This is a genomic window from Enterococcus sp. AZ196 (assembly GCF_050498845.1).
In the GTDB taxonomy this organism is placed as follows: domain Bacteria; phylum Bacillota; class Bacilli; order Lactobacillales; family Enterococcaceae; genus Enterococcus_A; species Enterococcus_A murrayae.
Window position 1 is genome coordinate 3,238,164 of the sequence record NZ_JBIPAM010000001.1, and the last position, 25,314, is coordinate 3,263,477.

A 25,314-nucleotide genomic window follows, 5' to 3' on the forward strand; every position below is an offset into this window, starting at 1 on the left:
ACAGAACTCAATGAATGCTATAGATACGATAAGTAATAATTACGATCAATTGACTAAATCAGAACGAAAAGTTGCGGATTATATAGTCTCAAATAAGGATAAGGTCGTACACAATACAATAAGTGATTTGAAACAATTACTAAATGTTGGGGATGCCACGATCAATCGACTATGTAAGAAGGTAGGGTTCTCAGGATTTACTGAACTGAAAATCGCAATTGCTAAAAATAATGTGCGTATTGAACAAGACAATTTTAGCAACACCTCTTTATTGAATAAAATCAAAGAGACTTTAGATCGGACACATGACCTTATTGATGAAAATGACTATAGAAAAGTTGTGGATCTAATTGAAGAAAAGCGCCATATTTATATCTTAGGTAAAGGGCAAAGTGGATTAGCCGCCATAGATTTGGAAAAATTACTGTTAAGAAATGGTGTGCAGTCAACGGCTTTATTAGATTCAGATTTTCAAGTAAATGCTGCAAATGTACTGACTCACGATGATTTGCTTATTGTTTTTTCATTGTCTGGCCGAACGGCAAATTTAATTGATACAATCAACATCGCTAAAGAAAATAACGTGGTAGTTGTAGGAATAACGAATTATTTACTTTCACCAATCGCGAAATTGAGCGATGTGGTCATTCAGAGTTCTTATGATGAGTTTTTTAGTTCGCCAGTACCTGGCAGAATGAGTCAAATGTATATATCTGGATTGATAGTTGATATTTATGAAAATGAACACCATGCTTCAAAGAGCTTAGAAATCAGAGAAAAAACATTAAAAGCTATCATCGATAAGCGGGTGGAAGAATAAATATGTGCACAGGAAAGAATCATTTTCCTGTGCTTTTTTAGGGACAATCTTGTACCTGCTTTCTTTTTAATGTATCATGAATATGCAAAAGGATATATTCATGGTGATGGGAGTGGGATTTCGTGAAAAGAAGTAAAGGATTCTCTGAGGAAGAAAAAGAGAATTTGAGGAATAAACTATGTATGGCTTGTGAGAAAAGCTGGTCCAAATTCGGGTATCGAAAAACGACGATCGGTGAACTTACAAAAGAGACGGGGATTGCTACGGGCTCGTTTTATCTTTTATTTGAGAATAAAGAAGAGTTATTTCTTGAGACCTTCCTTTCGGTTCAGGAACGTTTAAGAAATGATTGGATGGGAATTTTGGAAAAAAGGCCTAATAGGGAAGGATTTATCCATGCGATGGCTGCTTTGTATCGTGAATATCAGGCCTCACCATTTCTATATGATTTTTCAAATCCAGATTTTTTTGCTTTGCTGAATCGATTGAGTGAGGATGAGCGTAAGGAATTTACAAACGGCTCCTTATCCTTTTTTGAATATGTCCTAAAGTGTACGAAGCTTAAATTAACAGTGCCAGAGGAAAAGGCATTTGGTGTACTCAGCAGTTTACTTTACACAGTAACGCTGACCAATACAGTCTATGACCAAGAAGAAGTGTTTACTTTTATGCTAGAAACAATCAGTGATCGATTATTTATTGAGGAATAAAAGAAATGGAGGAAGAGAAATGTTTGATCATTCAGCAAAATATTTTGAAAAAATGGCGGAAGATATGAACGTGACTATCAAGATTCCTAGACCAACCAAAAGAAGCCTTCAAGCTAGTGCAAAAAGCAATGCTGTGGTAGGTGCGGGATTGTTAGCAGGTGGTGTCTTGCTATCTAGTAAAGCTATGTTCACGTTAGGTATTATTGGGCTTGCGGGAGCGACTGCACTTCATTACCAGTTAAAGGATTAGGAGAAAATCGAACGCTAGAGCAGCTCTGTGCTCCAGCGTTTTTTTTCGTAAATGACCGCAACATTGATGAAAAATTTTTTTCGCCGCTCATTTATACTAGTTATTTGACCAAGTTTGTGAGAGGTGATCATTGATGGATGTGTTAGCGCAAGAACAAAAAGAATGGCGGGCGATTCGCAGGGAGATTGAAAAGAAGGAGGCTGGTCTTGAAGAGGAGCTGATTCATTTTACGAAGGAATCAAAGCAATTTCACCAATATTTGATCGATTATAAAGGTGAGATCGATCCCCATGAAATGTTTATCAATTCTCGGCTGTTGGATCAGCAGCAATTGGCGGAATCAGTCAGCGGGAGACAATTGGTTCGTTTGGAAAAGCAAAAGAAAAATCCTTATTTTACTCGCGTTGATTTTGTCTATGAAGGCGAGCATGTAGTAGAAAAAATCTATGTAGGTTCCTTTTCTTTTTCAACGAAGGATCAAGGCTTATTGATTTATGATTGGCGTGCGTCTATTGCAAGTGTCTTCTATGATTATGATTTGGGAGAAGCACATTTTCAGACACCAGCAGGAACGGCATCTGGTGAGATCAAGCGAAAACGCCAAATCAAATTTAATGATGGAACGATCGATTATGTTGTAGAATCTGATACGACTGTTTTCGATGAGGTTCTGCAAAAGGAGCTGCATCAGCAAAAGGGCGGGCAAATGTCTACCATCATCAGTACGATCCAAAAAGAACAAAATCAGGTGATTCGCGACAGTCATTCAAAGGATATGATCATTCAGGGTGTTGCTGGATCAGGTAAAACATCGATTGCTTTGCATCGCATTGCTTTCCTACTTTATCATTTTCGCGAGCAGATCACGTCTGATCAGGTAATGATCCTTTCACCAAATCGTACCTTTAGCCAGTTTATTGCACAGGTGCTGCCAGAGTTGGGAGAAGAACCCATAACGGAATGGACGATCGATGCCTTTGGTCAGAAGCTTGCGGGAAAGACGAACGCACCTTCGCGTTTTCAAGAGATCGAATCTTTGTATTTGAATGATCAGCCGCAGCTAAGTGAACGGATCAGTTATCTCTCAACGAAACAGTTGGTAGAAGACTTGCAAAACTATCTCCAAGAAGTTGAAAAATTTTCCCCGCAAACGATAACGATTGGCGAGTACGCTTATGATGCAGAATACATTTTAAAGCGGTACAAGGCATACCATAAGAAACCAATTTTCGAACGTTTCCGGCTTATCGCGGAAGATATACTGGAAGATCTGCGCACTCGGCCTTTCCAACCAAAACGGAAGCCGACGAAAAATCAGCTGTTTAGTCGTTTGAAGAAGCAGTTCCACTATACGACTGGTACCAAGCTGTATCATAATTTTTTAACGGAACATAATTTTTCAACAAAAAAGGCTTCTAGTTATTCTGATCTGTTTCCTATTATCTATATTCGCTTATTTATTGAGGGCATTGATGAGTTTTCGAAAATTCGCTACCTGATCATCGACGAGATGCAGGATTATACACCGATTCAATATGAGGTAGTCAAAAAATTATTTTCTTGTCCGATATTATTAATAGGAGATTTTACTCAACCTCTGACCACACTCAATGAAATGACGCTAGGGGAGTTACAGACTTACTATCCCAAAGCACAGTCGATTTTTCTTACGAAGAGCTATCGGTCAACCTATGAAATCATTTCTTGTGCGAAAAAAATAATTAACGATCAGACGATTGAACCTGTTTTGCGCCATGGAATGGAACCTGAAAAACGGATCGTTCCTTCTCAAGCAGAGGAAATTTCAAGTATAATAGAGATAGTAAATCAGTTAAGAGAAAAAGGACTGTCAACGATTGCGTTGATAACGAAAACCTTGTCTCAAGCAAATGAATGGCTGGATTTACTAGAAAAGCAAGGCATGATTTGCGAAGTATTGACGGATGAAGCAGCAAACTTGCAGGAGCATCTGTCCATTTGTCCGCTTGTACAGTCGAAGGGATTGGAGTTTGATGCGGTAATCATTGTGGATGCTGATGAAGAAAATTACCCTGGTCTATTAGGAAGACAACAGTTGTTTGTTGCCGCGACACGAGCAATGCACGCCCTCTATTTTCTCCAAAGGAAGTGAAAATCATGAATAATTCCCGATTGGTCGCAAGTATCACAGAGTACATTGAAGAGCACCTGCAGGAGAAGATAACGTTGGAGGAGCTGGCAAGTCAGCTCAATTATTCAAAATATTACTTACTGCATGAATTTAAAGAAACGACACAACAATCACTCTACAATTACATCAAACGGCGGCGCTTAAACGAAGCGGCCAAGGCTTTGCTCTATTCAGATCAAAGAATTATTGAGGTGGCCTTTCAAATAGGCTATCAAAGCCATCAAGCCTTTACAAAAGCTTTCGAGGAGCTTTTTAAGCTTCCTCCTAATGGCTATCGATCACAGAATAAAGAATTTTTTATTGAAGAACCTTATGCTGTTTCGGACTGCTTAGTGTGGGCAGAGGAACGGGAGGTGATTATTCAACGAGGGATGCCTAGAGACCAAGAGAAAATCCTCCATTTTGCGCAATTGATGCGGGGGGCTTTGCCCTATTTAGAAAAGAGGGATTACTTACGATCACTTAAAATAGTTATCAAGGAAGAAAACTGCTATCTTGCTTGGGCAAAAGGGCGGATCGTCGGTTTGCTCCTTTTCGATTCTCAAAAGCAAACGATTGAAAACCTCACAGCCTTGCCCTTTTGTTGGGATTTAGCGATCGAAAAAAAACTGTTGATGAAATTGATTTTGGATAAACACCCCCGCATGCTCAGGACGACGACCTTTAGAGCGTTTGATAAATTAGATATCGGACATCGCAAACGGTTGTTAAAATTAGGATTTGTTTCCAGTGATGAGACGTTCGATTTCAACTATCCAACGGAAAAAATGATTCTCCCGCTAACGGGTATTAACTGAATAGTTTAGTAAAGTCAAACAGCTTAATAATGAATTAGGCTGTTTTTTTTATAAATAATTAATATTTAATCCGCTAACATTTAATCAAATTACTTCAAAATAATTTTTGGTGAAGCTGAATGATAAAAAAAGCAGGATGAAAAAAATCGAAAAAGGTCAGATTTTCACAAAAAAGGCACAAACCAAGCTTCTTACTTAAAAAAAACTTAAAAAATATTGGGCGAATCTAATTATAATCATTATTTAATAATATGCAGTGGCGGAAATTAATGAATTATGTATCGGGTTTCAGCAACGTTAGTTATTTTACATTTTTATTTTTTTTGGATTTGTTATATCGTTATTCTTATTTTATATTGTTATTGTTGCCAGATTTTTAATGAGTTTGGGGTTGATAGTAATGGATAAATACAAATTACATATTATTTTGATCTTTTTCTTTATGGTTTTTAGTGTTTGTTCTTTGGAATCTCCTGTACAAGCTGAGCTAGCAGACATTGAAGTTGTGGAACCAGAAAATACTCAAGAAAGCTCTTCAACGCAAGCAAGTGTAACTGAGAATAATGAGATCGTTATTGAGAATCAAAAGTACGAGGAAGCATGGCTAATTGTTTCTACTGTTAGTGAGTTGCAGACAGCACTAAAAAATAAAGAGCCATACATAAAGCTTGCTGATTCTACAGAAATTTTTGATTTTGGGAATACCGCTATTCCAATTACAGGAGATGTGACTATTGATGGAAACAATCGCCAGATTTCCTATAACGGCGGGAATCTAAATTCAAATAAAGGACTGTATACAACCGTTGGCGGGTTAACGATTAGATTGCAGAATATGACGTTTGGTTCAACAGATTATACGGTACCTGCTTTGGGACTTTATGGGATTATGCAAAGTAGTGCTGCTGTTCAATTACATATTGAAAACGTTAATTATTATTCGAATCAAAGTGCACAGCCTTTTTACCTAAGAAATCTCAATAGCAAGATTTACTTTTATGGAACGAATCAATTTATGCAGCAAAATCCAGATGGCTCTACAGCTAATGGTCAAGAGTTTGCTGAAACCAATAATCTTGAGTTTACAGCAGGCAGTCATACGACGATCGTCCAAAATACAAGCGATGCTTTAGGCAGTGTATGGATGCCTGCAAATCCTGCTAGCATCACAGTAGGAGAAGAAGCCGAGGTCGATATTACCTCGAACCACAATTTCATTTACTCTGATGGAGCAAATAATGGTGTGATCACATTGGACAATAACTCAAAGCTTTCAGTAAAAGGAACGAATTCAGCAAAAGGAGATTTCTATTACTTTAATAAGCCGGCGTTTTTAACAGTTGGTGAGGGTGCAGAGTTTTCGATCAGTTATCCAAACAGCATCAAAATAGCAAATGGCAGTATGTTCAAATTTCTTCCTGATTCAATCGGACATTTCTCAATCAGTGATAGTGAGTCCGTTTTTAATCGGGCAGTCGGTGCAAATTCAACCTTTGAAATTGATAATGCGCAACAAATTACTTTTCAAGGGAAGCCTGGAACTACCTATAATCCCATAGGCTTTGTAGGAGGAACGAATAAATTTATCTATGCGCCATTTAGTGAGAGGACGCGGGGATACGGTGTAATGACAGAGGATACTTCGCTGACCTCACAGCTAGATGCTGGAACTTGGCATATTGCTTCTACTGATATCTCTCGATCTGTTCAGACGAATACGCCGGATTTTACAACTGCTGAAAAAACAGCATTGAAAAATACTAACAGAATAAGTTTGACACGGTTAAATCCACCAGTAGAACTGCTGGATGTGAGTCAGGATATACAGGTCAATGAAGCAAGCTTTCAGCTAAAAGAGTATCAGTTGAACAACAATGATGAAATGGTTAGCGGTATGGAGTTTAAACTGTATTCAAAAAAAGTTGCTGATCCTGCGAATGACGAGACAGGACTGATCGAGCAGCAGTCGTTTTCCAATCTAACTGATAAAGGGACGTTTTCGAATCTTAAGGAAAGAACGGATTATTGGCTTTATGTTCGAATCGTTTGTGATCCGGATAGTCAATCAAGTGATTGGTTGGAGGTGCCGTTTAAAACACAACAAGAAATGATCAATGTCAGCTTTCCAATTGAAGCAGCATTTTACACTGAAAAGAAAGCTGGACAGCAGGCAGTCACTCCTGCAAATACGTATTCAATCGATAACCACAGCTCCTTTGCGGTGGCGATCCAAGCTACGGATATTCAAGAGCTGTCAAATCCGGCCGGCATTCGTTTATTACAGGAAGAGGATGAAACAAATCAAAAAGATTTATTTTTGAACCTGACAGAAGGAAACAAAAGCTTAGGGGCATTGACTGAGCAGCTCCATGAGTCTCCGTTGTCATTTGCTGAATTGGCAGGGAATGCTTCAACGACCATGGGCTTTTCGGGCAAGTACTATGGAGAAGTAAAAAAAGCCCAACAGGTTCAATATCGGTTGACATTGACTGCTGCAAGAAAGGAATAAAAATTGATGGAAGAAAAACAAAAAAACAAAAGAAAATGGCTAATAGTTTTATTACTATTACTGGCTTTAGGTGGAATAGGCGCCTATTTTCTTACTCGAGAAGCGCCAAAGCCCGTCTCTATGATCAGCGGTGATTTCTTACCAGATAATAAAGACGCTAAGGAAATCAGTGATGCTGAATTGAAAAAAATGGCTCAGCAAAAGGTCGACCACAGCAAATTCAATATGGTGATTGCACCGGAAGCTACGTTTGAAACCGGTGATAAAGCAGGCGAACTGATCATTCAAAATCCAGCGCATAATGCCTATCCAGTCAATGTCGAGATCACACGAAACGATACAGGAGATTTAATTTATACTTCTGGAGCAATTCAACCAGGCTATGAAGTCAAAGAAGCAAAATTAGAGGAGAAATTATCGAAGGGAGACTATCCGGCGACGGCTAAGTTTTCTTTATATGATGATAAAACGAAAGAAAAGAAAGGTGAGGTTGCGGCTAAAATTACGATTCATGTCAAAAATTAATTGCAGCAATACAAAAACATACGAAAAGGGAGAAGAGAGAATATGAAGAAAATTTTAAGCGGATTATTGGTAGGAAGTGTTTTATTTGGAGGGGCAGCAAGCATTTATGCGGCTGAAGAGAATGTCAATGGAACGAATTCAGCTTCCATCACCGTTAATGGATCATTAGGACAAGACAACACAGATGAAAATGGACCGAATATTGATGAAGGATCAGAAGACTGGATCAATGTAACTGTAGATACGGCAAATATTTTTTATACTACAAAGGATACGGAGCATAAAACTATCACCTCTCCATATTATGCGATCACCAATAATTCTGGACGCGGGGTGAAAATCTCTGTTGCTGATTTTACTGTAGATTCTGGAAATTTAGATAATGTTGAGGCATTAGAAATCAGCGGAAAAGACTATTCTGCAATGGATAAAACAGTGGATTTGAAATCATTTGCGGCAGGAGAATTTTTAGTTTTAGCCAATAACCAAGGAAAATTGAACGTCGATACAGATCCTTCTGGTGGGTATACTAAAGATACGCTGTACAAATATTCAGGTACGACAAAGGATGAGTATTACAAGGGAAATGCTGAGCAAACATCACATACTCTGACTTTGGCATTTGAAGCATTAGGAAAAGATGGAAATCCAGTAACGCCTTAAATTAAGGGGGCGAATCTATGAAAAGCGAGATTCAAATTGAAGGAATGTTGGGCTCTTATCAGGAAACGACCACTAGTTCTTCAAGCAGTCCATCACCATCTAAGGAGCAAATCGTCAATGTACAGGTAGCCTCAGGGTATCCTAAAACAGGTGAAAGCCAAACCTATTATCTGTTTTTTTCAGGGCTCTGTTTATTGCTTATACTATTAGTTTTGAAAAGAAAGAAGACATCCGATTAGCGATGTCTTCTTTTTCGTATTGGCAGTAGTAAATGATAGTGCATAGCTTTAGACTGACCAAACGAACACTGATAAACTATAGGGAAAATCAAAGGAGGATATTATGACTGTTTTAATACTAGGCGGTGCGGGATATATTGGCTCGAATGCTGTCGATGGTTTAATTATGCGAGGTTATGAGGTAGCAGTTATTGATAATCTTTCTACAGGACACAAACGTGCGATCCATAAAGCAGCTCATTTTTATGAAGGAGATATCCGTGACAAAGAGCTCCTTCGTAAGGTATTTAAAGAAGAAAAAATAGACGCGGTAATGCATTTTGCAGCACTTTCATTAGGTCGAGAGTCCGTCGAGCAGCCGCTCAAATATTTTAGTAATAATGTTTACGGGACAGAGGTAGTTTTGGAGACTATGCAGGAGTTTGAAGTGAAGTCGATTGTCTTTTCGTCATCGGCAACAATTTATGGCAATACGAAACAATCTCTTGTCGATGAGACAACTGAGGCGGCTCCGATCAATCCTTATGGTGAAAGTAAACGAATGATGGAAACGATCATGACTTGGCAAAGCCAGGCATCAGAAATGAATTTCGTCGCTTTGCGCTATTTTAATGTTGCCGGAGCAAAGAAGGATGGAACCTTAGGAGAGGTTCGGCCACGGTTGATTCCTGTCATTTTGCAGGTGGCATCTGGTGAAAAGGATACGATGGTGATTTTTGGTGATGATTATCCGACCATTGATGGAACCTGTGTACGAGATTATATCCATGTATTGGATCTTGTCGAGGCCCATATCTTAGCTTTGGAATATTTACAAAGGGGCGGGGCTAGTCAGATTCTAAATGTAGGATCTGCAAAAGGGTATTCCAACCTTGAGGTCGTTAATGCTTGTAGAGAGGTTACTGGACGAAAGATTCCATTAGAGATCCGACCTGGTGCAAAGGGCGATGCTGCTAGTTTAGTTGCATCGAATGACAAAATAAAAGAGGTCTTGGGCTGGTCAGCAAAACACAGCGATATCAAAGAGATTATTTCTGATTCTTGGCGTTTTCAAAAAGACTATCCCAATGGCTATTGATACTATAAATAATTTTGCAGGAGAAGCGAGGGGCTCTCCTGTTTATTTTTGATTTCATCACTGCCCCTTTTGTAAATCGATCAAAAAAATTAGTTGGTAATAATCGTTATTAGTAAGCTTAACTTTAAAAGGATTCGATTTAATATTTAAATCTATTTTTCGGATTTGTTTATTTTAGCAAAAGAATAGTTAATAAACTGTCGGATAAAATTTATATATTGTTTTTTAAAATAATGGATTAATAAAATAAACATCATTATTTATCGGTTATAATTGCGTTGGTTAAGCGATTCTTTTGTGTTATCTTCTAATAAGAAGTTGCTTTTTGTATGTACTTTGTTGTTATTTTTATGCATCTGGTTATTTGCTATGAACAGAGGCGTGGATGGTGTTCCAGACTAAAATGGCTACTAGTACCAATTTTGGTTTAGAAGCAGCTTAATAATGGAAGAGTACTGTATCAAATGTATGAAAAGGAGAAAAGATGAAAAGAAAACAATTAACATGTGCAGCGCTTGCAGGCTTGTTGGTACCTGCATTACTTGCTGCGCCAACAGCACTGGCAACAGAAGGACAGCCAGCAGTAATGAGTGAAACTGTCAAGAAGGCTGAGGAAACAACAAAAACACAACCAAGTGTTTCCGCACCAGTAAAAGATAAACCAACAGTTCCAAGCTCCACACCTAAAGTACCAAGCACTACAACAGGGAGCAGTCAGACAACTGAAAGCAAGGGAACTCAGGCGACAACTGAAAGCAGTACAGTGAAACCAGCTGAAGCACCAAAGACAGAAGTACCAGCAAAAAATGAGGCTGAAAAGACGACTTCTTCAACTGGGGAAAGTGCTAGCAAAGTGGAAGTAAAACCTTTAGATGTAGAAGAGTTTCCAGCAAATGAATCAACCGATACACATCCGGCAATCAATATCCTGCCAACTCAAAGTATTCGTAAAGGCAGCAGCTTTGATCCGATGAAAGGTGTTAGTGCCACAGATAAAAAGGATGGAGACATCACCGCAAAGGTTAAATGTTCAGGTACGGTTGACACGAACAAAGTTGGGGACTACTTATTGACGTATACAGTAGAAAATTCTCAAGGAAACACGGCTACACAAAGAGTGATCATCCGTGTTATTGAGGATGATATTGGCATGTATACGATCGAGATCGGTGATTTTAGCTTACCAAAGGGCAGTGATCATATTCAAGCGATCCGTGAACGTATTGTAATCAGAAAGCCAGATGGAACGCTTGTGCCGACAGCGACAGCGAATATTATAGTAGCAGGCAATCATTCAACGGATCAACCAGGGACATTGGCGGTTGAAATTGCAGTTATTTCAGAATACTTCACTATCACGAAAAAAATCGTGAACATTACGATCGTTGATACGAAAGATACGATCAGAATGGATATTCAGCCTTCCCTGAGTCTTGAAGTAGGACAGGCATTTGATCCATATAGCTTTGCGCAAGCGTATGTGTTGAATCCTTCAGGAAAAGAAGAAAAGCTTGCAAAAGCAAGTGCGGCTGGCGGAGTCGGTGTTTGGGCAGAGTCAAATGTTGATACTGCAAAAGTTGGTGATTATAAGGTTACTTATACAGCATTGGCTTCAACAGGTGCAACAATCACCAAAACGATGGACGTAAAAGTAGTCGAAAAAGCTGAAAAACGTGCACCAAAAATTTTAGTCGACAATAAAGTAATGTATGTCGGTGATAAATTGAATGAAGACATGATTATGGCTTGGGCAAAAACAGAAAATCCTGACGATACGATTGATGGATTTAAAGTAACCAATGGCGATATCAAAGTAAAAGTGGCAGACAATACATTAGTGGAGACTGGTGAACACAACATTGAGTTTTACGCGTCTACTCCAGAAGGGGAAACCAGTACTAAGGCGATTACGTTAAGCGTAAAAACTCGAGCAAATGGTGATCCTGCCTCAAGTGGAGATACAAAGAATGTAGGGAATGCTGGCAATGGCACGACGAATAAGAGTATCACCCCAACACGTACAGCAACTCAAGGCAAGCAATTACCGAAAACCGGTGAAGAGTCGAGCAGTCTGTTCGTTACACTAATTGGCGGATTTATGGTTTTATTCGCTTTTGCTCTTAAACGCATGAAAAAAGTAAACTAAAGTTTAAAAGCTTCCTTCATTGAATAAAATGAAGGAAGCTTTTTTGTGCTAATGTTGGTTTCTACGCCCGTGTTTGATGATCCACTCCTGCGCTTTGCTTGAGGGTGTTTTTCGCCACTCTTCGATAAGAAAATCCGCTTTTTCTGGCGCCTCTTTATAAAGATCGTTCAGATTATTACCAACGCTTTTTTGAACGAATTTTTCCGGATCATCCTTTAGATTCGTCAAAATTTCTGCATACCGATCAAACTCCTCTAAGGCGACATCGATTTTTTCTGACCATGGCAAACGAATTCGTACGCCTTCACAGGCTAGCCGGCGTACATGAACATTTTCATCTTTGCTCCACTGGATCAATTCATCCATAACCTCCTGCGGGTGTTCCCTTAATAAAGGGCGAATTGCATACTCGCCAGTAAAGCGTTTGGTCAATTCCTTTAAGAAGGCTAGTGAAACTTCCCAGTTTTCATTGCCATGACGTTCGACATAGCGGCCAATTGGCCATAACCACCAGCCAAAACTAAACATTCCGGTTGCTTGCTCTAGTTCTGGACCAAGCATTTGATAAAAGGTTTGGATGGTTTCATCATAGTCTCCGCTTAAATTTTTTTCTAACGCATCAACGATAAAATCAAAGCGTGCGAACAATTCCTTCTCTTCTAAGTTGCCGATTAACTCAGTAGAAAAATTTTCACTGTTAAAGTCAGGCTGTACATTAGATAATTTTTCTGACAGCTCTAAAATGTATTGATCATTATAATGGTCTTTGTGTTTCAACTGCATCCGCCTCCATCTGATTCTTTGTTTTGATGATACCATATATTTAAGTGAATTTTTAAATAGTCAATATCTTCCAAGCGGTGGAGAAAGAGACTTGGTACAATAAGAAAAGAAAGGGGGCGAGACGTTGAATCAGAAAATTATTTGTTATGACAAGGACTTAGGGATCGAGGCGTATTCCTTTACGGGAGTGTCACAAAATTTTCCAAATCACTTCCATGATTATTATGTAATTGGCTTGATTGAAGAGGGAAAAAGAAATTTGGTGGTCAATAGTCAAGAGTACAAGCTTGTTCCCGGAGACTTGTTAACGTTCAACCCTTATGACAATCATAGCTGTGAAGGAATCGAAGGTGAGCGTTTGACGTATCTTTGTATCAATCTAAAAAAAGAAATATTTCAGCCTTTCACAGGAGCTGATTTGCCTAAATTTCTTGCACCGATGCAGGCCCAAACAAAAGTTGCGGAGGATTTTCGTCAGCTGCACCAACTGCTCATGAATGATGGCGATGTGGAAGAAAAGGAAACGCTGTTTATCTTACTTATTGAGGAACTGCTGCAGCAATATACTCAGACAGCACAGTCGATACTAACAGATGAGCAGGGAACGATCGCTGACGTTTGCAGCTACTTAGAGACACATTATGATCAGAAAATTACTCTGGAGCAGCTTTGCAAGATCGTTCATTTAAATAAGCATTCTTTGGTTCGCCTATTTACGCGAGAAAAAGGAATTACGCCTTATCGTTATCTTGAAACATTTCGAATCGTTAAAGCAAAGGAATTACTGGAGCAAGGCTATAGCTTGACCGAGACGGCTGATCGAACAGGTTTTTATGATCAGAGTCATTTTACAAATTATTTCAGCCGGTTCATTGGCTTGACCCCAAATCAATATCGAACAATTTTTGAAAAAAGAAAAGAGGTATAAAATGTCAGCCGATGAGTTAAAATGTGTGATGGTAGTGGATGAATCCATGCCGTTAGGAATTATTGCAAATAGTACAGCTGTGATGGGGGTAACAATCGGAAAGCTTTTCCCTGAAGTTGTAGGCCAAGATGTCATTGATCAGAGTGGTTATCAACATCAAGGAATCATCGAGTTTCCGATCCCTATTTTAAAAGGCAATCGAGAGTTTCTGCGAAATATGCGGGAACGCCTATATGAACCAAATTTTGAAAAGCTGACGGTCGTCGATTTTTTCGATGTTGCACAAGGCTGTAAAACCTATAACGAATATATCGAAAAGATGAGAGAAGTCCCAGAGTCTGCGATCGATTATTTTGGACTAACGCTTTTTGGTAATAAAAAACAAGTTAATAAATTGACTGGTAGTCTGCCATTGTTGCGCTGAGGAACATCCCTAACAAAATCATACGTTCATTTTCATGCTATTTTCAGCAAAAAGTGGTATTTTAGATGAGATGATTTTTTAGGGGGAGTAGTGACATGAGTATTGAAATTATATCGAAGGTTCTTTCGATTATTGTATTAAATTTGGTATTAAGCGGTGATAATGCAGTGGTGATTGCATTGGCAACGCGAAAATTGCCTGCCGCTTCACAAAATAAAGCGATCGTGATTGGGACAGCAGGCGCAGTCGTATTACGAATTCTTTTGATGCTGATCGCAGTCGAATTATTAACCGTTCCATATGTGAAAATCGTTGGAGCAGTCTTGCTGTTTTACATTGCCTATGATTTATTGCGATCCAATGGAGAAGAGGCAGCTGTTAAAAGTGAAACCACACTTCTATCTGCGGTTCGTACGATTATTATTGCTGATCTTGTGATGAGCTTGGATAATGTATTGGCGATTGCAGGTGTTGCAGATGGTCATTTCATGTTGGCAGTCTTAGGGCTGATCATCAGTATTCCGATCGTGATTTTCGGGAGTCAGGTCATTCTGAAGCTAATGGATCGTTTCCCTTGGCTGATTTGGATCGGCGCGCTGTTGATTGCTTATACCGCTGGATCGATGTTGGTGGAAGATAACTTTATTCATCATCTTATCCGTGGATTGAGCAACGGACATGTTGTTTCTATCGCTTCATGTGTCTTGTTAGTAGGTATGTATTTCCTCTTTAATCGCAAAAAGTCTTAGTCTCGTTTTTTAGAACTTGAAGAAAAACTGCCGCAAATCAGTTGCAGCAGTTTTTTTGTTGTCAAAAATTGCTGAAGCGTGTATAGAAGTGAGAACGATTCTCTTTTGGAAGTCTTGCGGGGGAAAAATCCCTTCGTTATACTTAGGGAGTAATTGTAAGTGTTTGCACAAACTTTAGGATGGGGTAAGACAACATCCATTGAAAATGTAAAGAAACACATCTGGAGGTGGAAATAATGTTTAAGCGATGACTATGAATGCCACAAAACTTAGAGGTTCTAAGCGCGTCGATCAATCATTTTTCCTCCTCGGATAAGTTAAAATAAAAATTATCCAGGAGCTGCCTTTTTTTGGTGTGCTCTTTTTCTATTTGAGGAAAAATGCTAATTTACAAGTGGATTATTATGCTTCATGGAAAATAGGCGATAAAAAAAGAAATCCTCAAAATGAGAAAGGAATGGATAGTGTGGAATTAAGAACAAGTTTACCAGAGATTTTTGATGAATTCGGCGAAGCGAGAAGACAAGGGTTTTTAACTGTTAAGGAAATCAAGGAAAAAGGCAAGCCGGTCGTTGGTGTGTATTGCACCTTCATGCCAGAGGAATTGGTGCTTGCTGGCGGTGCGATCCAAATCAGCTTGTGCTCAACTTCGGATGAGACGATTCCAGATGCTGAAGAAGATCTGCCGCGGAACCTTTGTCCATTGATCAAATCAAGTTATGGTTTTGGAAAAACGGATAAATGCCCGTATTTCTATTTTTCTGATTTAGTTGTAGGGGAAACGACCTGTGATGGCAAGAAGAAAATGTATGAATACATGGAAGAATTCAAAGATACTTATTTGATGCAGCTACCGCATATGCGCGATACGGAAGAAAGTAAAAAATTATGGTATAGCGAATTGGTTCGTTTCAAGGAAAAACTAGAGGATTTCTTAGATGTCAAAATTACTGATGAAAAAATTCGAGAAGCGATCGTGTTAAAAAATCGCGAACGCAAAGCGAAACAAGATTTTTACCGACTAGGCCAGTTGAACCCGCCGGCAATCACCGGTCAAGAGATTTTCCAAGTGATGTACGGCTCGCAATACAAATTCGACAAAGAAGAAGTTATCCAGATGCTAGAAGAAACGACTGCCAAAGTCAAAGAAAAATATGAAGCTGGCGAACGTTTGGATAAAAAACCACGGATTTTAGTGACGGGTTCACCGATGGGGGGAGTTACAGAAAAAGTGATTCGCGCGATCGAAGAAAACGGCGGATTAGTAGTAGCTTATGAAAATTGTACGGTCGCAAAAGCAGTGGAACGCTTAGTTGATGAAACAGAAGAAGATGTTTATCAAGCGTTGACGGACAAATATATCAATATCGGCTGTGCCTGCATGTCCAATAACCAACCCCGTAAAGAATTATTGAGTCAAATGATCGATGATTATCAAGTAGATGGCGTGATCGACATGGTGTTGCAGAACTGCATTCCGTTTTCGGTGGAATCATTGAAGATCAAACGTTTCTTGAATGAAGAAAAACAGATTCCCTATATGTATTTGGAGACTGATTATTCGACTTCAGACATCGAACAAATCAACACACGTGTAACCGCGTTTATCGAAATGTTAGAGGAAGAGGCTGTATGTACACAATAGGTTTAGATTCTGGCTCTACCACAACAAAAGGTGTGCTTTTCTCCAATGAGGAATTGATCGACAAGTATTTGATTCCAACTGCTGGGAATCCCAAGAAAGCCATGTCAGATGTGGTAGGCTATTTCAAACGAAAGTATGTATTAAATGATTTGAAATTAGTAACGACTGGCTATGGCAGAAAACTGCTGCCTGCAGATTTAGTCATTACAGAGATCACTTGTCATGGCAAAGGCGCCGATTATCTATCCCCTGGAGTGAAGCAAGTTATTGATATCGGTGGGCAGGACTGTAAAACGATTCAGTTGAACGGCAAAGGCAATGTTGTGGAATTCAGCATGAATGATCGGTGTGCCGCTGGAACCGGGCGTTTTGTGGAAGTGATGATGCGAACATTAGGAGAAGACATTACAGATTTGGATCAGTTTGTGCAGGATGCAGAACCTGTTACGATCAACAGTATGTGCACCGTTTTCGCTGAATCAGAAGTGATCAGCTTGATCTCAAAAGGTGAAGATCGAGAAGATATTGCGCTGGGAGTTCTCCATTCTATCGCGCAGCGGATCAGCAGCCAATATTCAAAGCTTAGACCCGCTCGAGGTGAAAAAGTACTATTCACTGGTGGCCTTTCCAAAAGTGCGACCTTTGCAAAAGTACTAGAACAATATGTTTCAGCACCAGTTAAATGCGACGAACTGTCTCAATATGCAGGAGCGATCGGAGCTGCGCAGATTGGGATTAAAAAATTAGGATAAGCAAAAAGGTAGGGCAGAAGGGTTTAGCTTCAAGGAATAAGGTCCAAACAATAACTGAGAGACAGAAAGTTTTCACTTTGATATTGAAGAGGTCCTACTCAGTTTTAGTGCCAAGACCAAATAGTATGGAACCTAAAAAAGGGCTGGACAAATGAATGTCTCAGTCCTTTTTTCGTTTGCGCCATTACAAAGTTCTCTTTTCTTCATTTACTTCCTAGCTGTCTAAAAGCGATACTAAGTGCTGGCAAGTATAAGAAAAATAGCGAAAGCCGCTGCCAAAATCCGCGAGTGGATGTCAGCAGAGGACCGATTATTGGCAAGTAGTAAGCGGCAAATAATAGCAGTGCTACAATCGATCCGAGTAGACAGACGGAATAGAAAAGCCAAACATTTTTTTGCTGTTTCAGCTTTGCCCGATAGGCTAGCAGCAACGGAACAAACATCATCGCTACCATGGATATTCCTGAGAATGCTGCGTGTAAAAAGTAAGCAGGGCTAAAGAAACTGGCTGAATCATTGATTTTTACTAATCCAGTTAAAATACAGTCGCCAAACCCATATAGTGCGATAGCGCCAGCTAATATCTGAGCCAAACGTTTTGATTTTGATTGAAAAAAGTCATAGACACCTGGAGTTGATAAGATAAACAGGCTGCCGGTAACGATGGAGCCATTATTGAAATAGACTTGTACAGGGCTAGTGGACTCACCCAGTTGACTGATGATCATCGTTATCTGATCGTATCCAGGATAGGAGAGGCCCAAATAATAGGGTAATGAAAAATCCCCAAAAACGGCGAGGGTCAGAAATAGCGGAGAAAGTTTTTTTAAAATAGTCATCGACGACTCCTTGAGAAAGTTTTCTTCATCATACTTTATTTTTTGTTCAAATTCGAGAAATATGAGGTGTCATTATTTCTATATTATAGAATCGTTCACATAATGAAAAACTGCGACCTCAACCAGGTCGCAGTTTTTCAGAGATCGCTTATAATCGTCATTAAGAACATGCCTTCTTCAGCTAGAGCACCAAAAAAGAGGATCAGACTATCGACAAAGAGTACGCTCATATTAGCACCGAACATAACAGCCAATCGTTCTAAGTTATCCACGATCTGCTTTTCTTTGAAATAAACGTAAAAAAGATAAAAATTGACCAGCACAAGTAGTGCAGCTGAGAGAAAAATAGCGATCTTCATGAGCGTACTCCTTCATTTGATTAAACGTAATCGTTTTTCTATTCTTCATTATACTACGCCATAAGTAGAAAAGAAGAAGAAAACACTAAAGATTAAAACCGTTTTTTAAAACTTAACTATTGATAATAGCTAAAAGAAACCGCCTTCTCAAAAGGTTGATATTTTAGTCAAAATAGATTATTGTTATAACAATAGAACTTTTAAGGGGTGATAGCTTGAACGAAAAATTAGCAAAAGGGAAAGGTGCAAGCCCTTTGTATAGTCAAATAGCAGATGATTTGCGTTTTAAGATCGTTTCAGGAGAGTGGGGAGATGGCGAAAAAATTCCACCAGAACTAGATTTGTGTGAGATCTATAATGTTAGCCGAATCACGATCAGAAAGGCGATCGATGAATTGGTTCGTGAAGGACACTTGTATCGTGAACGAGCAAAAGGAACCTTCGTTTTATCAATGGATCATTCAACTGAAAAGGAACACTACACAATGGTGCGAAGTTTTACTCGGGAAATGGAAGAGCTGGGGAAAACGGTTAGAACATTGCAAGCCCAAGTCAGCTTAATCGAGGCTTCTGAACGAATTTCTCAGCAATTAGGAATCGAAAAAGGCTCAAAAGTCCTTCAACTTAGAAGAACCCGAGGGGTGGATGACGGTAAAGCATTTGCCTATTTTGTTACGCATATTCCTTATACTGAAAAATTCTCACTAGACAGTAAAGATTACTACGGCTCATTGTACGATTATCTGAAAACATTTGACATCGTTATGAGTGAGAGCAAAGAATACGTGGAGGCGCTGATTGCGACACCAGAGATTCAAGCAGTATTGGATGTTCCCGAGAATACTCCGATTTTGAAAAGAGTTCGGATGGTCTCAAGATCTGACGGACAGTACAAAGAGATCAGTGATTGCTACTATATTGGCGACCAATATCGTTACTATGTTGAAATTTAGATATGGGTAAAAGTGCAAAATAATTTCGATTATCTTGCACTTTTTTTAAAAACTATAAAGAAAGCGTTGTCTTTTTAATTGAAATGACATATAATCAATTTGTGCTATTGTTATAACAAAATAACATAAAGAGAATAGGAGTGTAAAAAATGGCAATATCGTTTATTCGAATTGATGACCGGATTATTCATGGACAGGTAGTGACGCGCTGGATGAGTGAAAGAGCATGTGATGGTGTCGTAGCAGTTGATGACCCTTCTGCAAATAATCCAACTCTATCAAAGGTGCTCAAAGGAGCTGTTCCAAAACCTCTGAAAGGCTTTGTTATGACGGTGGATCGTACAGCTTTGAAGTGGGAGGAGATTGTTGGGAGTAAGAAAAATTATTTTCTAATTGCTAAGACACCTGAGACCCTTGTGCGTTTGTATGAAGCCGGAGCCGATTTTATTGCATGCTATCCGATTTTAAATGTCGGACCAATGAGTGCTCGAGAAGGAGCAGAAAAAATCGGACCAAATGTAGCGATCACTGAAGGCGAAAGAGAAGCCTTTGAACGGTTGGATGCATTAGGAATGGATATTCAGTTTAAATTAGTACCGGATTCAAAAGGCTTTACTTGGAAAGATATCAAAAAATAAAGAACGGAGGAACTTATTATGCTCTTTTTCCAAGCTGTATTGATCTCATTACTTTGTTACTTGGGCGCTTTGGGCACTCCCTGGCTAATGGGATTGACTGGCGGATGGTACACTATCAGCCGACCGTTAGTATCGGGATTTTTGATTGGACTTATTTTAGGTGATGTGACACAAGGAATTATTATTGGTGTTGCTATTCAGGCAGTATACATCGCAATGGTGACGCCTGGTGGACAGATGCCAGCTGATTTGAACTTTGTAGCATATCCGGCAATTGCTCTGGCCATTTTATCTAATTCGTCGACCGAAGTCGCAGTGACTTTAGCAACAACGATCGGGGTTATTGGTACGATTGTATTTAACTTTTTCCAAGTGGCTAATTCGTTTTGGAATCATCGCGCACAAAAGGCAATTGAAGAAGGAAACGAAAAAGCATTTCACTTCAATACGATCGTTGGTCCGCAGCTGTTGAGTTTTGTTTTGCGCTTTTTCCCTTCCTTTTTAGTGATTTATTTTGGTTCAAGCTTTGCTAAAGAATTACTAGCGAGTATGCCGCAATACTTGATTGACGTAATGGGCATTTTGGGTGGTGCTTTACCGGCTATCGGGATCGTGATGCTGCTGACGGCAGTTGTTAAAGAAGACATTATGCTGATATTCTTCGTTTTTGGTTTCATCTGTGTTATCTTCTTGAAATTAAATATGATCGCTTTGGCAGTAGTGGCCGGTGTGATCGCGTATATTTACTTCCAAGCAAAGGTTAAACCAGCAGTGAAGATCGCGACAGAGGATGGTTCGTATGACGATTTCGACGAGGAGGAGGAATTTTAATGGAACAAAAAAGATCGTATCAGCTTTTAGATAAAAAGACGCTGAATAAATCCTATATTCGATGGATGATGTACAACTTAGTAGCGACTAGTTTTGAATTTTTAGAAGCTTTCGGGTTCGCTTTATCAATGGAACCGATTGCGAAACGGTTATACAAGGATGATCCTGAAGCACAAAAAGCGATGCTGAAAAGACATTCGGTCTTTTATAATACGGAACCGCAAATAGGATCGCTGATCAACGGTGTGGTAGTCGGGTTAGAGGAGCAGCGGGCGCTAGGGAAAGAAGAAATCGATGATGAGTTTGTTAACGGATTGAAGGTTGGATTGATGGGACCTTTAGCTGGGATCGGGGATTCTATGATTCCTGGGATGCTGATTCCGATTTTGCTTTCGATTGGGATGGGCCTATCCGAAAATGGAAGTATTTTAGGTCCGATTTTCTATATTGTTGCCTATAATACGATTATTATGTTAGGCTCTCGTTTCTTATTCTTCAAAGGCTATGAACTTGGGGCCGAATCAGTCGATACATTCGTTGGAGAAAAAGCACAGCAAATTACACAGGCTTTCTCTGTTTTGGGAATGATTGTCATCGGAGGAGTCGCCGCAAGTTATGTAAGCTTGAAGCTGCCGATCGTATTGAAATTCAGCAGTGCTAAAATCGATATCCAACAAATTTTAGATGGTATTTTCCCGAACCTATTGCCGTTAGTCTTGGTACTTGTCTCATGGTATCTGATGGCGAAAAAGGGTGTCTCCGCCTTAAAATTGATCGGCCTCTATTTTGTGACGGCCTTTGGTGGCGTGGGAATTGCTTATTTGATTCAAACGATGTTCTAAAAATAATGAATAAGGAGCAGCAACTATGATTGGAGTTTTATTGGTAAGCCACTCGAAATTGGCTCATGGCATGAAAAAAGCTGTAGAGTTCGTGGCTGGCGAACAGAAAAGTTTCTTTTCACTAGGACTAGAAGAAGCAGGGATAGCTAGCTATCGAGAAGAACTGGAAAAATTGGCTGACCATTTGCCTACAGAGATTAAGCAACTGCTGATTATTTGCGATATCCCAGCAGGTTCTCCTGGAGCGAATGCGTATGATGTCTTTTCGCAAACAAAGCTTGAAGTTGAAATGTTGTCGGGTATGAACCTAGCCATGCTATTGGATATGATTTTGATGCGCGATGGAAAAAATTTTCAGGATTTGATTACAGATGGGCTTAAGGCCGGTAAAGAAAGTATTGACCGAATGGATTTCTCAGATGGAGACGATGACGAGGAATTCTAATGTCATATCATTATGATTTTTAAAGAGGGGTAGAAATGACGTATAATTTGCGACCAGAAATCAAGATTAAACAGGATTCACAAACATGGACAAGCTATGATCAAATTGCTGAGGAATTAAATCAGCAATTTGTCGCTGGAAAGAAAAAGATTACATTGGAATGTTATCCAGGTGTAGATTTATCTGAACTGGAACAGCAGCTATTCAGTAAACTGACAGATGTACGATTAGTAAAGGCCGATGACTATGCTTATGATGCTGAAACCGTAACGAAAAAAATTGCGGCGAATTTAACTGAAGATCGTGTCTTTGGAATTTTGTCTCATGCGACTTTAGATGAATTTTATCCAGAATATGAAGTAAAGCAAATCCAACAGGAATTAGCAAAAGAGCAGAAGAATATTGTTGTATACGGGACAGGAGCTACAATCTTGCTGCCAAATCCAGATATTTTATGTTATGCCGATCTGACTCGATGGGAAATTCAAAAACGTCATCGAGCTGGGATGCCGAACTGGAAAGCAGCGAATGAGCATGAAGACAACCTTAAAAAAGTAAAACGCGGCTTTTTCTTTGAATGGCGTGTCGCTGATCGATTGAAACAGAAATTAACGGATCAAATGGATTATTTGATTGATACGAATGTTCCGAACCAAGTGAAAATGGTGGATGGCGAAAGTTATCGTACAGCATTGGATCAAATAGTAGCACAGCCATTCCGGCTGGTTCCTTATTTTGATGCCAGTGTTTGGGGTGGACAATGGATGAAGGAAGAGTTCAACTTGGATTCTGAGAAGGAAAACTATGGCTGGGCTTTTGATGGTGTACCAGAAGAAAATAGCTTATGTCTGAACTTCTCAGGAACAAAAATTGAGATTCCTGCTATCAATGTTGTGCACCAGCGTCCAATTTCTTTGCTTGGTAAAAAAGTCCATGCACGCTTTGGAAATGATTTTCCGATTCGATTTGATTATTTGGACACTGTAGGTGGCGGTAATTTAAGTTTGCAAGTGCATCCGCGGGTGGATTATATTCAAGAGAAATTTGGCATGCCCTATACACAAAATGAAAGTTATTATATTTTACAGGCTTCTGAAAAATCAACAATCTATTTAGGGGTAAAAGAAGGGACCGAAAAAGCAGAGTTATTTGACGAATTACACCGAGCAGAAAAAGGCGACTATCGTTTTCCTGATGAAAAATATATCAATTGTTTTCCTGTAAAAAAACATGATCATTATTCGATTCCTGCAGGTACGATTCATTGCGGCGGTCCGGATACCGTGGTATTAGAGATCAGCCAAACACCCTACATTTTTACTTTTAAATTATGGGATTGGGAACGCTTAGGTTTGGACGGAATTCCAAGACCCGTTCACTTAGTACATGGCGAAGCGAACGTAAATACGGACTATGACACGGCTTGGGTCCAAGATAATCTGATAAATCCTTTCGAAACACTTTATGAAGATAACGAAGGTCGTGTTGAAAAGACAGGCTTGCATGAGTTAGAATTTATTGAGACACACCGACATTGGTTTAAGAAGGAAGCGAAGGTAAAGGTTCATCAAAGCGTTAACATGTTGAATTTGGTGGAAGGGGAAGAAATCACGGTGGAAAGCTTGGATAATAGCTTTGCTCCATTTGAGATCCACTATGGTGAGACCTTTATTGTACCAGAAGCGGTTAAAGAATATAAATTGGTCAACCAAGGAGATCCGGCTAAAGAAGTCGCGGTAATACAAGCTTTTGTTAGAAATTTGGCATAATCCAAGGAGGAAGAAAATGTTTGAAACTGGGTTAGGAATAACCTTTGATGAAACCACTCATGAGTTTGTTTATCCTACTACTGTTTTTGGTCCTCCTCGGGCTGAGCAGCGCTATTTAAAGGATATTCTCCACAGTATGGCGGATCATGAGGCAAAAGGTCCTGAAATTGTTTATTCGATTGCGATGGATGTCGGGTTAAAAAAAGATCGTGCAGATTTAATGGCACGCGAGCTGCTTTTTGGAATTGTCGCATATGCCGATGGTTCGATCGGTGAAGAGCCGGTCAAAAGCCAAGGTCATATTCATGCGATTTCTAATTCCTGTCTGATGTCGACACCTGAAGTCTATGAAATCTGGTCAGGCGAAGCAATCATCTATATGCAGGAAAGAGCAACAGATAATCCTGGACGCTGCTATGCCATTCATGCAAAGGCTGGGGAAGTCGTGATCGTTCCGCCAGGATGGGCGCATTGTACGATTAATGCATCAAAGACGGAACGGATGATTTTCGGAGCATGGTGTGTACGAGATTTCGGTTTTGAGTACGCAGACGTTAGAGAACATAACGGTTTAGCCTTTTATCCAAAATTTGATGCTCAAGGCACGATTATTTGGGAACAGAATCCAAGTTATCAAGTAGAGAAGTTGATAGAAAAGAAGCCACGGGAGTATTCAGAGTTCTCAATTGATACAGAACGACCGATTTATCAACAATATGAGCAAGAAACAGCCAAATTTGATTTTGTTGTTCGACCAGATTTATACAAAAGTAAATGGTTGAATTATATTCCGTGATGAAAAATAAGGAGAAGAAGCTGGGATGATTAAAAAGAGTGATGTTATATACAATAACAAAACCTTCAAGTTAGAAGGCAGTGGTATCCAAGAGAAGAAAACACGAGCAAAAGATTTGGCGGGCTACTTTTCAGATTCAGCAGCTTATCAGGCGCTAGATCCGGAAACAGTAATGTATCGAGTAGAGTATCAGGATAATAATCTAACCGAAGGAACGCCTGGAGGACTATATTTTGGAATTACGCACTTGTATCCAGGAGTTGTAGGCAAAGAATATTATTTAACAAAAGGACACTTTCACGCAAAAAGAGAGACCGGTGAGTATTATTTTGGTTTGCAGGGTCGTGGACTATTAATGATGACTCAAAATAGTGAGACTCGTTTAGAAGAAGTCGTTTCTGGATCGGTTCATTATATTCCTGGAAATACAGCACATCGTCTGATCAATACAGGGACCGAAGTGTTATCGGTTTCTGCCTGTTGGCAAACAGAGTCAGGTCACGATTATGCGTCGCCAGAAGAAATGTTCCCGCAACGAGTAATTTGCGATGCAAAAGGGGAGCGTGTTATTACATCTAATGAATAAGGATGAGCTGAATCGATTTTATCGATTCAGCTTTTTTAAAGATAGTTTTAAGGTGAAGCAGCTTTTTT

General features: G+C 39.5%; 27 protein-coding genes. 24 read left to right on the forward strand and 3 right to left on the reverse strand.

The window, feature by feature from the left end:
- Positions 1 to 10: 10 nt before the first annotated feature.
- From IGI67_RS15550 to IGI67_RS15600, 11 genes are all read left to right on the forward strand, one after another.
- Positions 11 to 820, forward strand: a complete 810-nt coding sequence (locus IGI67_RS15550; protein ID WP_207107753.1) for a MurR/RpiR family transcriptional regulator — start codon at positions 11 to 13, stop codon at positions 818 to 820.
- 122 nt (positions 821 to 942) lie between these two features.
- Positions 943 to 1,530, forward strand: a complete 588-nt coding sequence (locus tag IGI67_RS15555; RefSeq protein WP_429958311.1) for a TetR/AcrR family transcriptional regulator — start codon at positions 943 to 945, stop codon at positions 1,528 to 1,530.
- A 19-nt stretch (positions 1,531 to 1,549) separates the two neighbouring features.
- Positions 1,550 to 1,780, forward strand: coding sequence for a hypothetical protein (locus tag IGI67_RS15560; protein WP_429958312.1), 231 nt, complete (start codon positions 1,550 to 1,552; stop codon positions 1,778 to 1,780).
- 133 nt (positions 1,781 to 1,913) lie between these two features.
- Complete coding sequence (locus IGI67_RS15565; RefSeq protein ID WP_429958313.1) at positions 1,914 to 3,911, forward strand: HelD family protein; 1,998 nt, start codon at positions 1,914 to 1,916, stop codon at positions 3,909 to 3,911.
- Between the two features lie 5 nt (positions 3,912 to 3,916).
- On the forward strand, positions 3,917 to 4,747 hold the full coding sequence (locus IGI67_RS15570) for a helix-turn-helix transcriptional regulator (RefSeq protein ID WP_429958314.1): 831 nt from the start codon (positions 3,917 to 3,919) through the stop codon (positions 4,745 to 4,747).
- A 400-nt stretch (positions 4,748 to 5,147) separates the two neighbouring features.
- Positions 5,148 to 7,256: a pectate lyase-like adhesive domain-containing protein gene (locus IGI67_RS15575; RefSeq protein WP_429958315.1), complete on the forward strand. Its 2,109-nt coding sequence runs from the start codon at positions 5,148 to 5,150 to the stop codon at positions 7,254 to 7,256.
- A gap of 6 nt (positions 7,257 to 7,262) precedes the next feature.
- A complete protein-coding gene (locus IGI67_RS15580) occupies positions 7,263 to 7,781 on the forward strand; it encodes a hypothetical protein (RefSeq protein WP_429958316.1) in 519 nt (172 codons plus the stop codon).
- A gap of 42 nt (positions 7,782 to 7,823) precedes the next feature.
- Positions 7,824 to 8,444: a hypothetical protein gene (locus IGI67_RS15585; protein WP_207106923.1), complete on the forward strand. Its 621-nt coding sequence runs from the start codon at positions 7,824 to 7,826 to the stop codon at positions 8,442 to 8,444.
- 17 nt (positions 8,445 to 8,461) lie between these two features.
- Positions 8,462 to 8,683 carry an LPXTG cell wall anchor domain-containing protein gene (locus IGI67_RS15590; protein ID WP_207106922.1) on the forward strand — a complete coding sequence of 74 codons (222 nt, stop codon included), beginning with the start codon at positions 8,462 to 8,464 and terminating at the stop codon, positions 8,681 to 8,683.
- 103 nt (positions 8,684 to 8,786) lie between these two features.
- On the forward strand, positions 8,787 to 9,761 hold the full coding sequence (gene galE / locus IGI67_RS15595) for a UDP-glucose 4-epimerase GalE (protein ID WP_207106921.1): 975 nt from the start codon (positions 8,787 to 8,789) through the stop codon (positions 9,759 to 9,761).
- Between the two features lie 484 nt (positions 9,762 to 10,245).
- Positions 10,246 to 11,907 carry an immunoglobulin-like domain-containing protein gene (locus IGI67_RS15600; RefSeq protein WP_429958317.1) on the forward strand — a complete coding sequence of 554 codons (1,662 nt, stop codon included), beginning with the start codon at positions 10,246 to 10,248 and terminating at the stop codon, positions 11,905 to 11,907.
- A 48-nt stretch (positions 11,908 to 11,955) separates the two neighbouring features.
- Here IGI67_RS15600 and IGI67_RS15605 read toward each other — a convergent pair whose 3' ends face one another.
- Positions 11,956 to 12,684 (reverse strand): DNA alkylation repair protein, encoded by a 729-nt coding sequence (locus IGI67_RS15605; protein ID WP_207106919.1) that lies wholly within the window; start codon positions 12,682 to 12,684, stop codon positions 11,956 to 11,958.
- 130 nt (positions 12,685 to 12,814) lie between these two features.
- Between IGI67_RS15605 and IGI67_RS15610 the strand changes: the two genes are divergently transcribed.
- The 5 genes from IGI67_RS15610 (at position 12,815) to IGI67_RS15630 (ending at position 17,188) form a co-directional block, all read left to right on the forward strand.
- Complete coding sequence (locus IGI67_RS15610; protein WP_429958318.1) at positions 12,815 to 13,618, forward strand: helix-turn-helix domain-containing protein; 804 nt, start codon at positions 12,815 to 12,817, stop codon at positions 13,616 to 13,618.
- Between the two features lies 1 nt (position 13,619).
- On the forward strand, positions 13,620 to 14,042 hold the full coding sequence (locus tag IGI67_RS15615; RefSeq protein ID WP_429958319.1) for a DUF2000 domain-containing protein: 423 nt from the start codon (positions 13,620 to 13,622) through the stop codon (positions 14,040 to 14,042).
- A 95-nt stretch (positions 14,043 to 14,137) separates the two neighbouring features.
- A complete protein-coding gene (locus IGI67_RS15620) occupies positions 14,138 to 14,791 on the forward strand; it encodes a TerC family protein (protein WP_429958320.1) in 654 nt (217 codons plus the stop codon).
- Positions 14,792 to 15,257: 466 nt separating this feature from the next.
- Positions 15,258 to 16,436, forward strand: a complete 1,179-nt coding sequence (locus IGI67_RS15625) for a double-cubane-cluster-containing anaerobic reductase (protein ID WP_207106915.1) — start codon at positions 15,258 to 15,260, stop codon at positions 16,434 to 16,436.
- Positions 16,424 to 17,188, forward strand: a complete 765-nt coding sequence (locus IGI67_RS15630; RefSeq protein WP_207106914.1) for an acyl-CoA dehydratase activase — start codon at positions 16,424 to 16,426, stop codon at positions 17,186 to 17,188. Before IGI67_RS15625 ends, IGI67_RS15630 begins: the two co-directional genes overlap by 13 nt.
- Positions 17,189 to 17,391: 203 nt before the next feature.
- Here IGI67_RS15630 and IGI67_RS15635 read toward each other — a convergent pair whose 3' ends face one another.
- Entirely contained in the window at positions 17,392 to 18,027 is a 636-nt protein-coding gene (locus tag IGI67_RS15635; RefSeq protein ID WP_207106913.1) for a DUF998 domain-containing protein, read from the reverse strand.
- 137 nt (positions 18,028 to 18,164) lie between these two features.
- On the reverse strand, positions 18,165 to 18,386 hold the full coding sequence (locus IGI67_RS15640) for a hypothetical protein (protein WP_207106912.1): 222 nt from the start codon (positions 18,384 to 18,386) through the stop codon (positions 18,165 to 18,167).
- A gap of 215 nt (positions 18,387 to 18,601) precedes the next feature.
- On the opposite strand from IGI67_RS15640, the gene IGI67_RS15645 reads away from it, so the two are divergent.
- The 8 genes from IGI67_RS15645 (at position 18,602) to IGI67_RS15680 (ending at position 25,246) form a co-directional block, all read left to right on the forward strand.
- Positions 18,602 to 19,339, forward strand: a complete 738-nt coding sequence (locus IGI67_RS15645) for a GntR family transcriptional regulator (protein WP_207106911.1) — start codon at positions 18,602 to 18,604, stop codon at positions 19,337 to 19,339.
- Between the two features lie 149 nt (positions 19,340 to 19,488).
- Positions 19,489 to 19,977, forward strand: a complete 489-nt coding sequence (locus tag IGI67_RS15650) for a PTS system mannose/fructose/N-acetylgalactosamine-transporter subunit IIB (protein ID WP_207106910.1) — start codon at positions 19,489 to 19,491, stop codon at positions 19,975 to 19,977.
- Between the two features lie 18 nt (positions 19,978 to 19,995).
- Positions 19,996 to 20,808: a PTS mannose/fructose/sorbose/N-acetylgalactosamine transporter subunit IIC gene (locus tag IGI67_RS15655; RefSeq protein WP_207106909.1), complete on the forward strand. Its 813-nt coding sequence runs from the start codon at positions 19,996 to 19,998 to the stop codon at positions 20,806 to 20,808.
- Positions 20,808 to 21,650: a PTS system mannose/fructose/sorbose family transporter subunit IID gene (locus tag IGI67_RS15660; RefSeq protein ID WP_207106908.1), complete on the forward strand. Its 843-nt coding sequence runs from the start codon at positions 20,808 to 20,810 to the stop codon at positions 21,648 to 21,650. The genes IGI67_RS15655 and IGI67_RS15660 overlap by 1 nt, the downstream gene beginning before the upstream one ends.
- A gap of 25 nt (positions 21,651 to 21,675) precedes the next feature.
- Positions 21,676 to 22,095 (forward strand): PTS sugar transporter subunit IIA, encoded by a 420-nt coding sequence (locus IGI67_RS15665; RefSeq protein WP_207106907.1) that lies wholly within the window; start codon positions 21,676 to 21,678, stop codon positions 22,093 to 22,095.
- A gap of 35 nt (positions 22,096 to 22,130) precedes the next feature.
- Positions 22,131 to 23,864, forward strand: a complete 1,734-nt coding sequence (locus IGI67_RS15670) for a class I mannose-6-phosphate isomerase (protein ID WP_207106906.1) — start codon at positions 22,131 to 22,133, stop codon at positions 23,862 to 23,864.
- A 16-nt stretch (positions 23,865 to 23,880) separates the two neighbouring features.
- Positions 23,881 to 24,660 carry a glucose-6-phosphate isomerase family protein gene (locus IGI67_RS15675; RefSeq protein ID WP_429958321.1) on the forward strand — a complete coding sequence of 260 codons (780 nt, stop codon included), beginning with the start codon at positions 23,881 to 23,883 and terminating at the stop codon, positions 24,658 to 24,660.
- Positions 24,661 to 24,685: 25 nt separating this feature from the next.
- Positions 24,686 to 25,246, forward strand: a complete 561-nt coding sequence (locus IGI67_RS15680; protein WP_207106904.1) for a glucose-6-phosphate isomerase family protein — start codon at positions 24,686 to 24,688, stop codon at positions 25,244 to 25,246.
- The last annotated feature ends 68 nt before the right edge of the window (positions 25,247 to 25,314 follow it).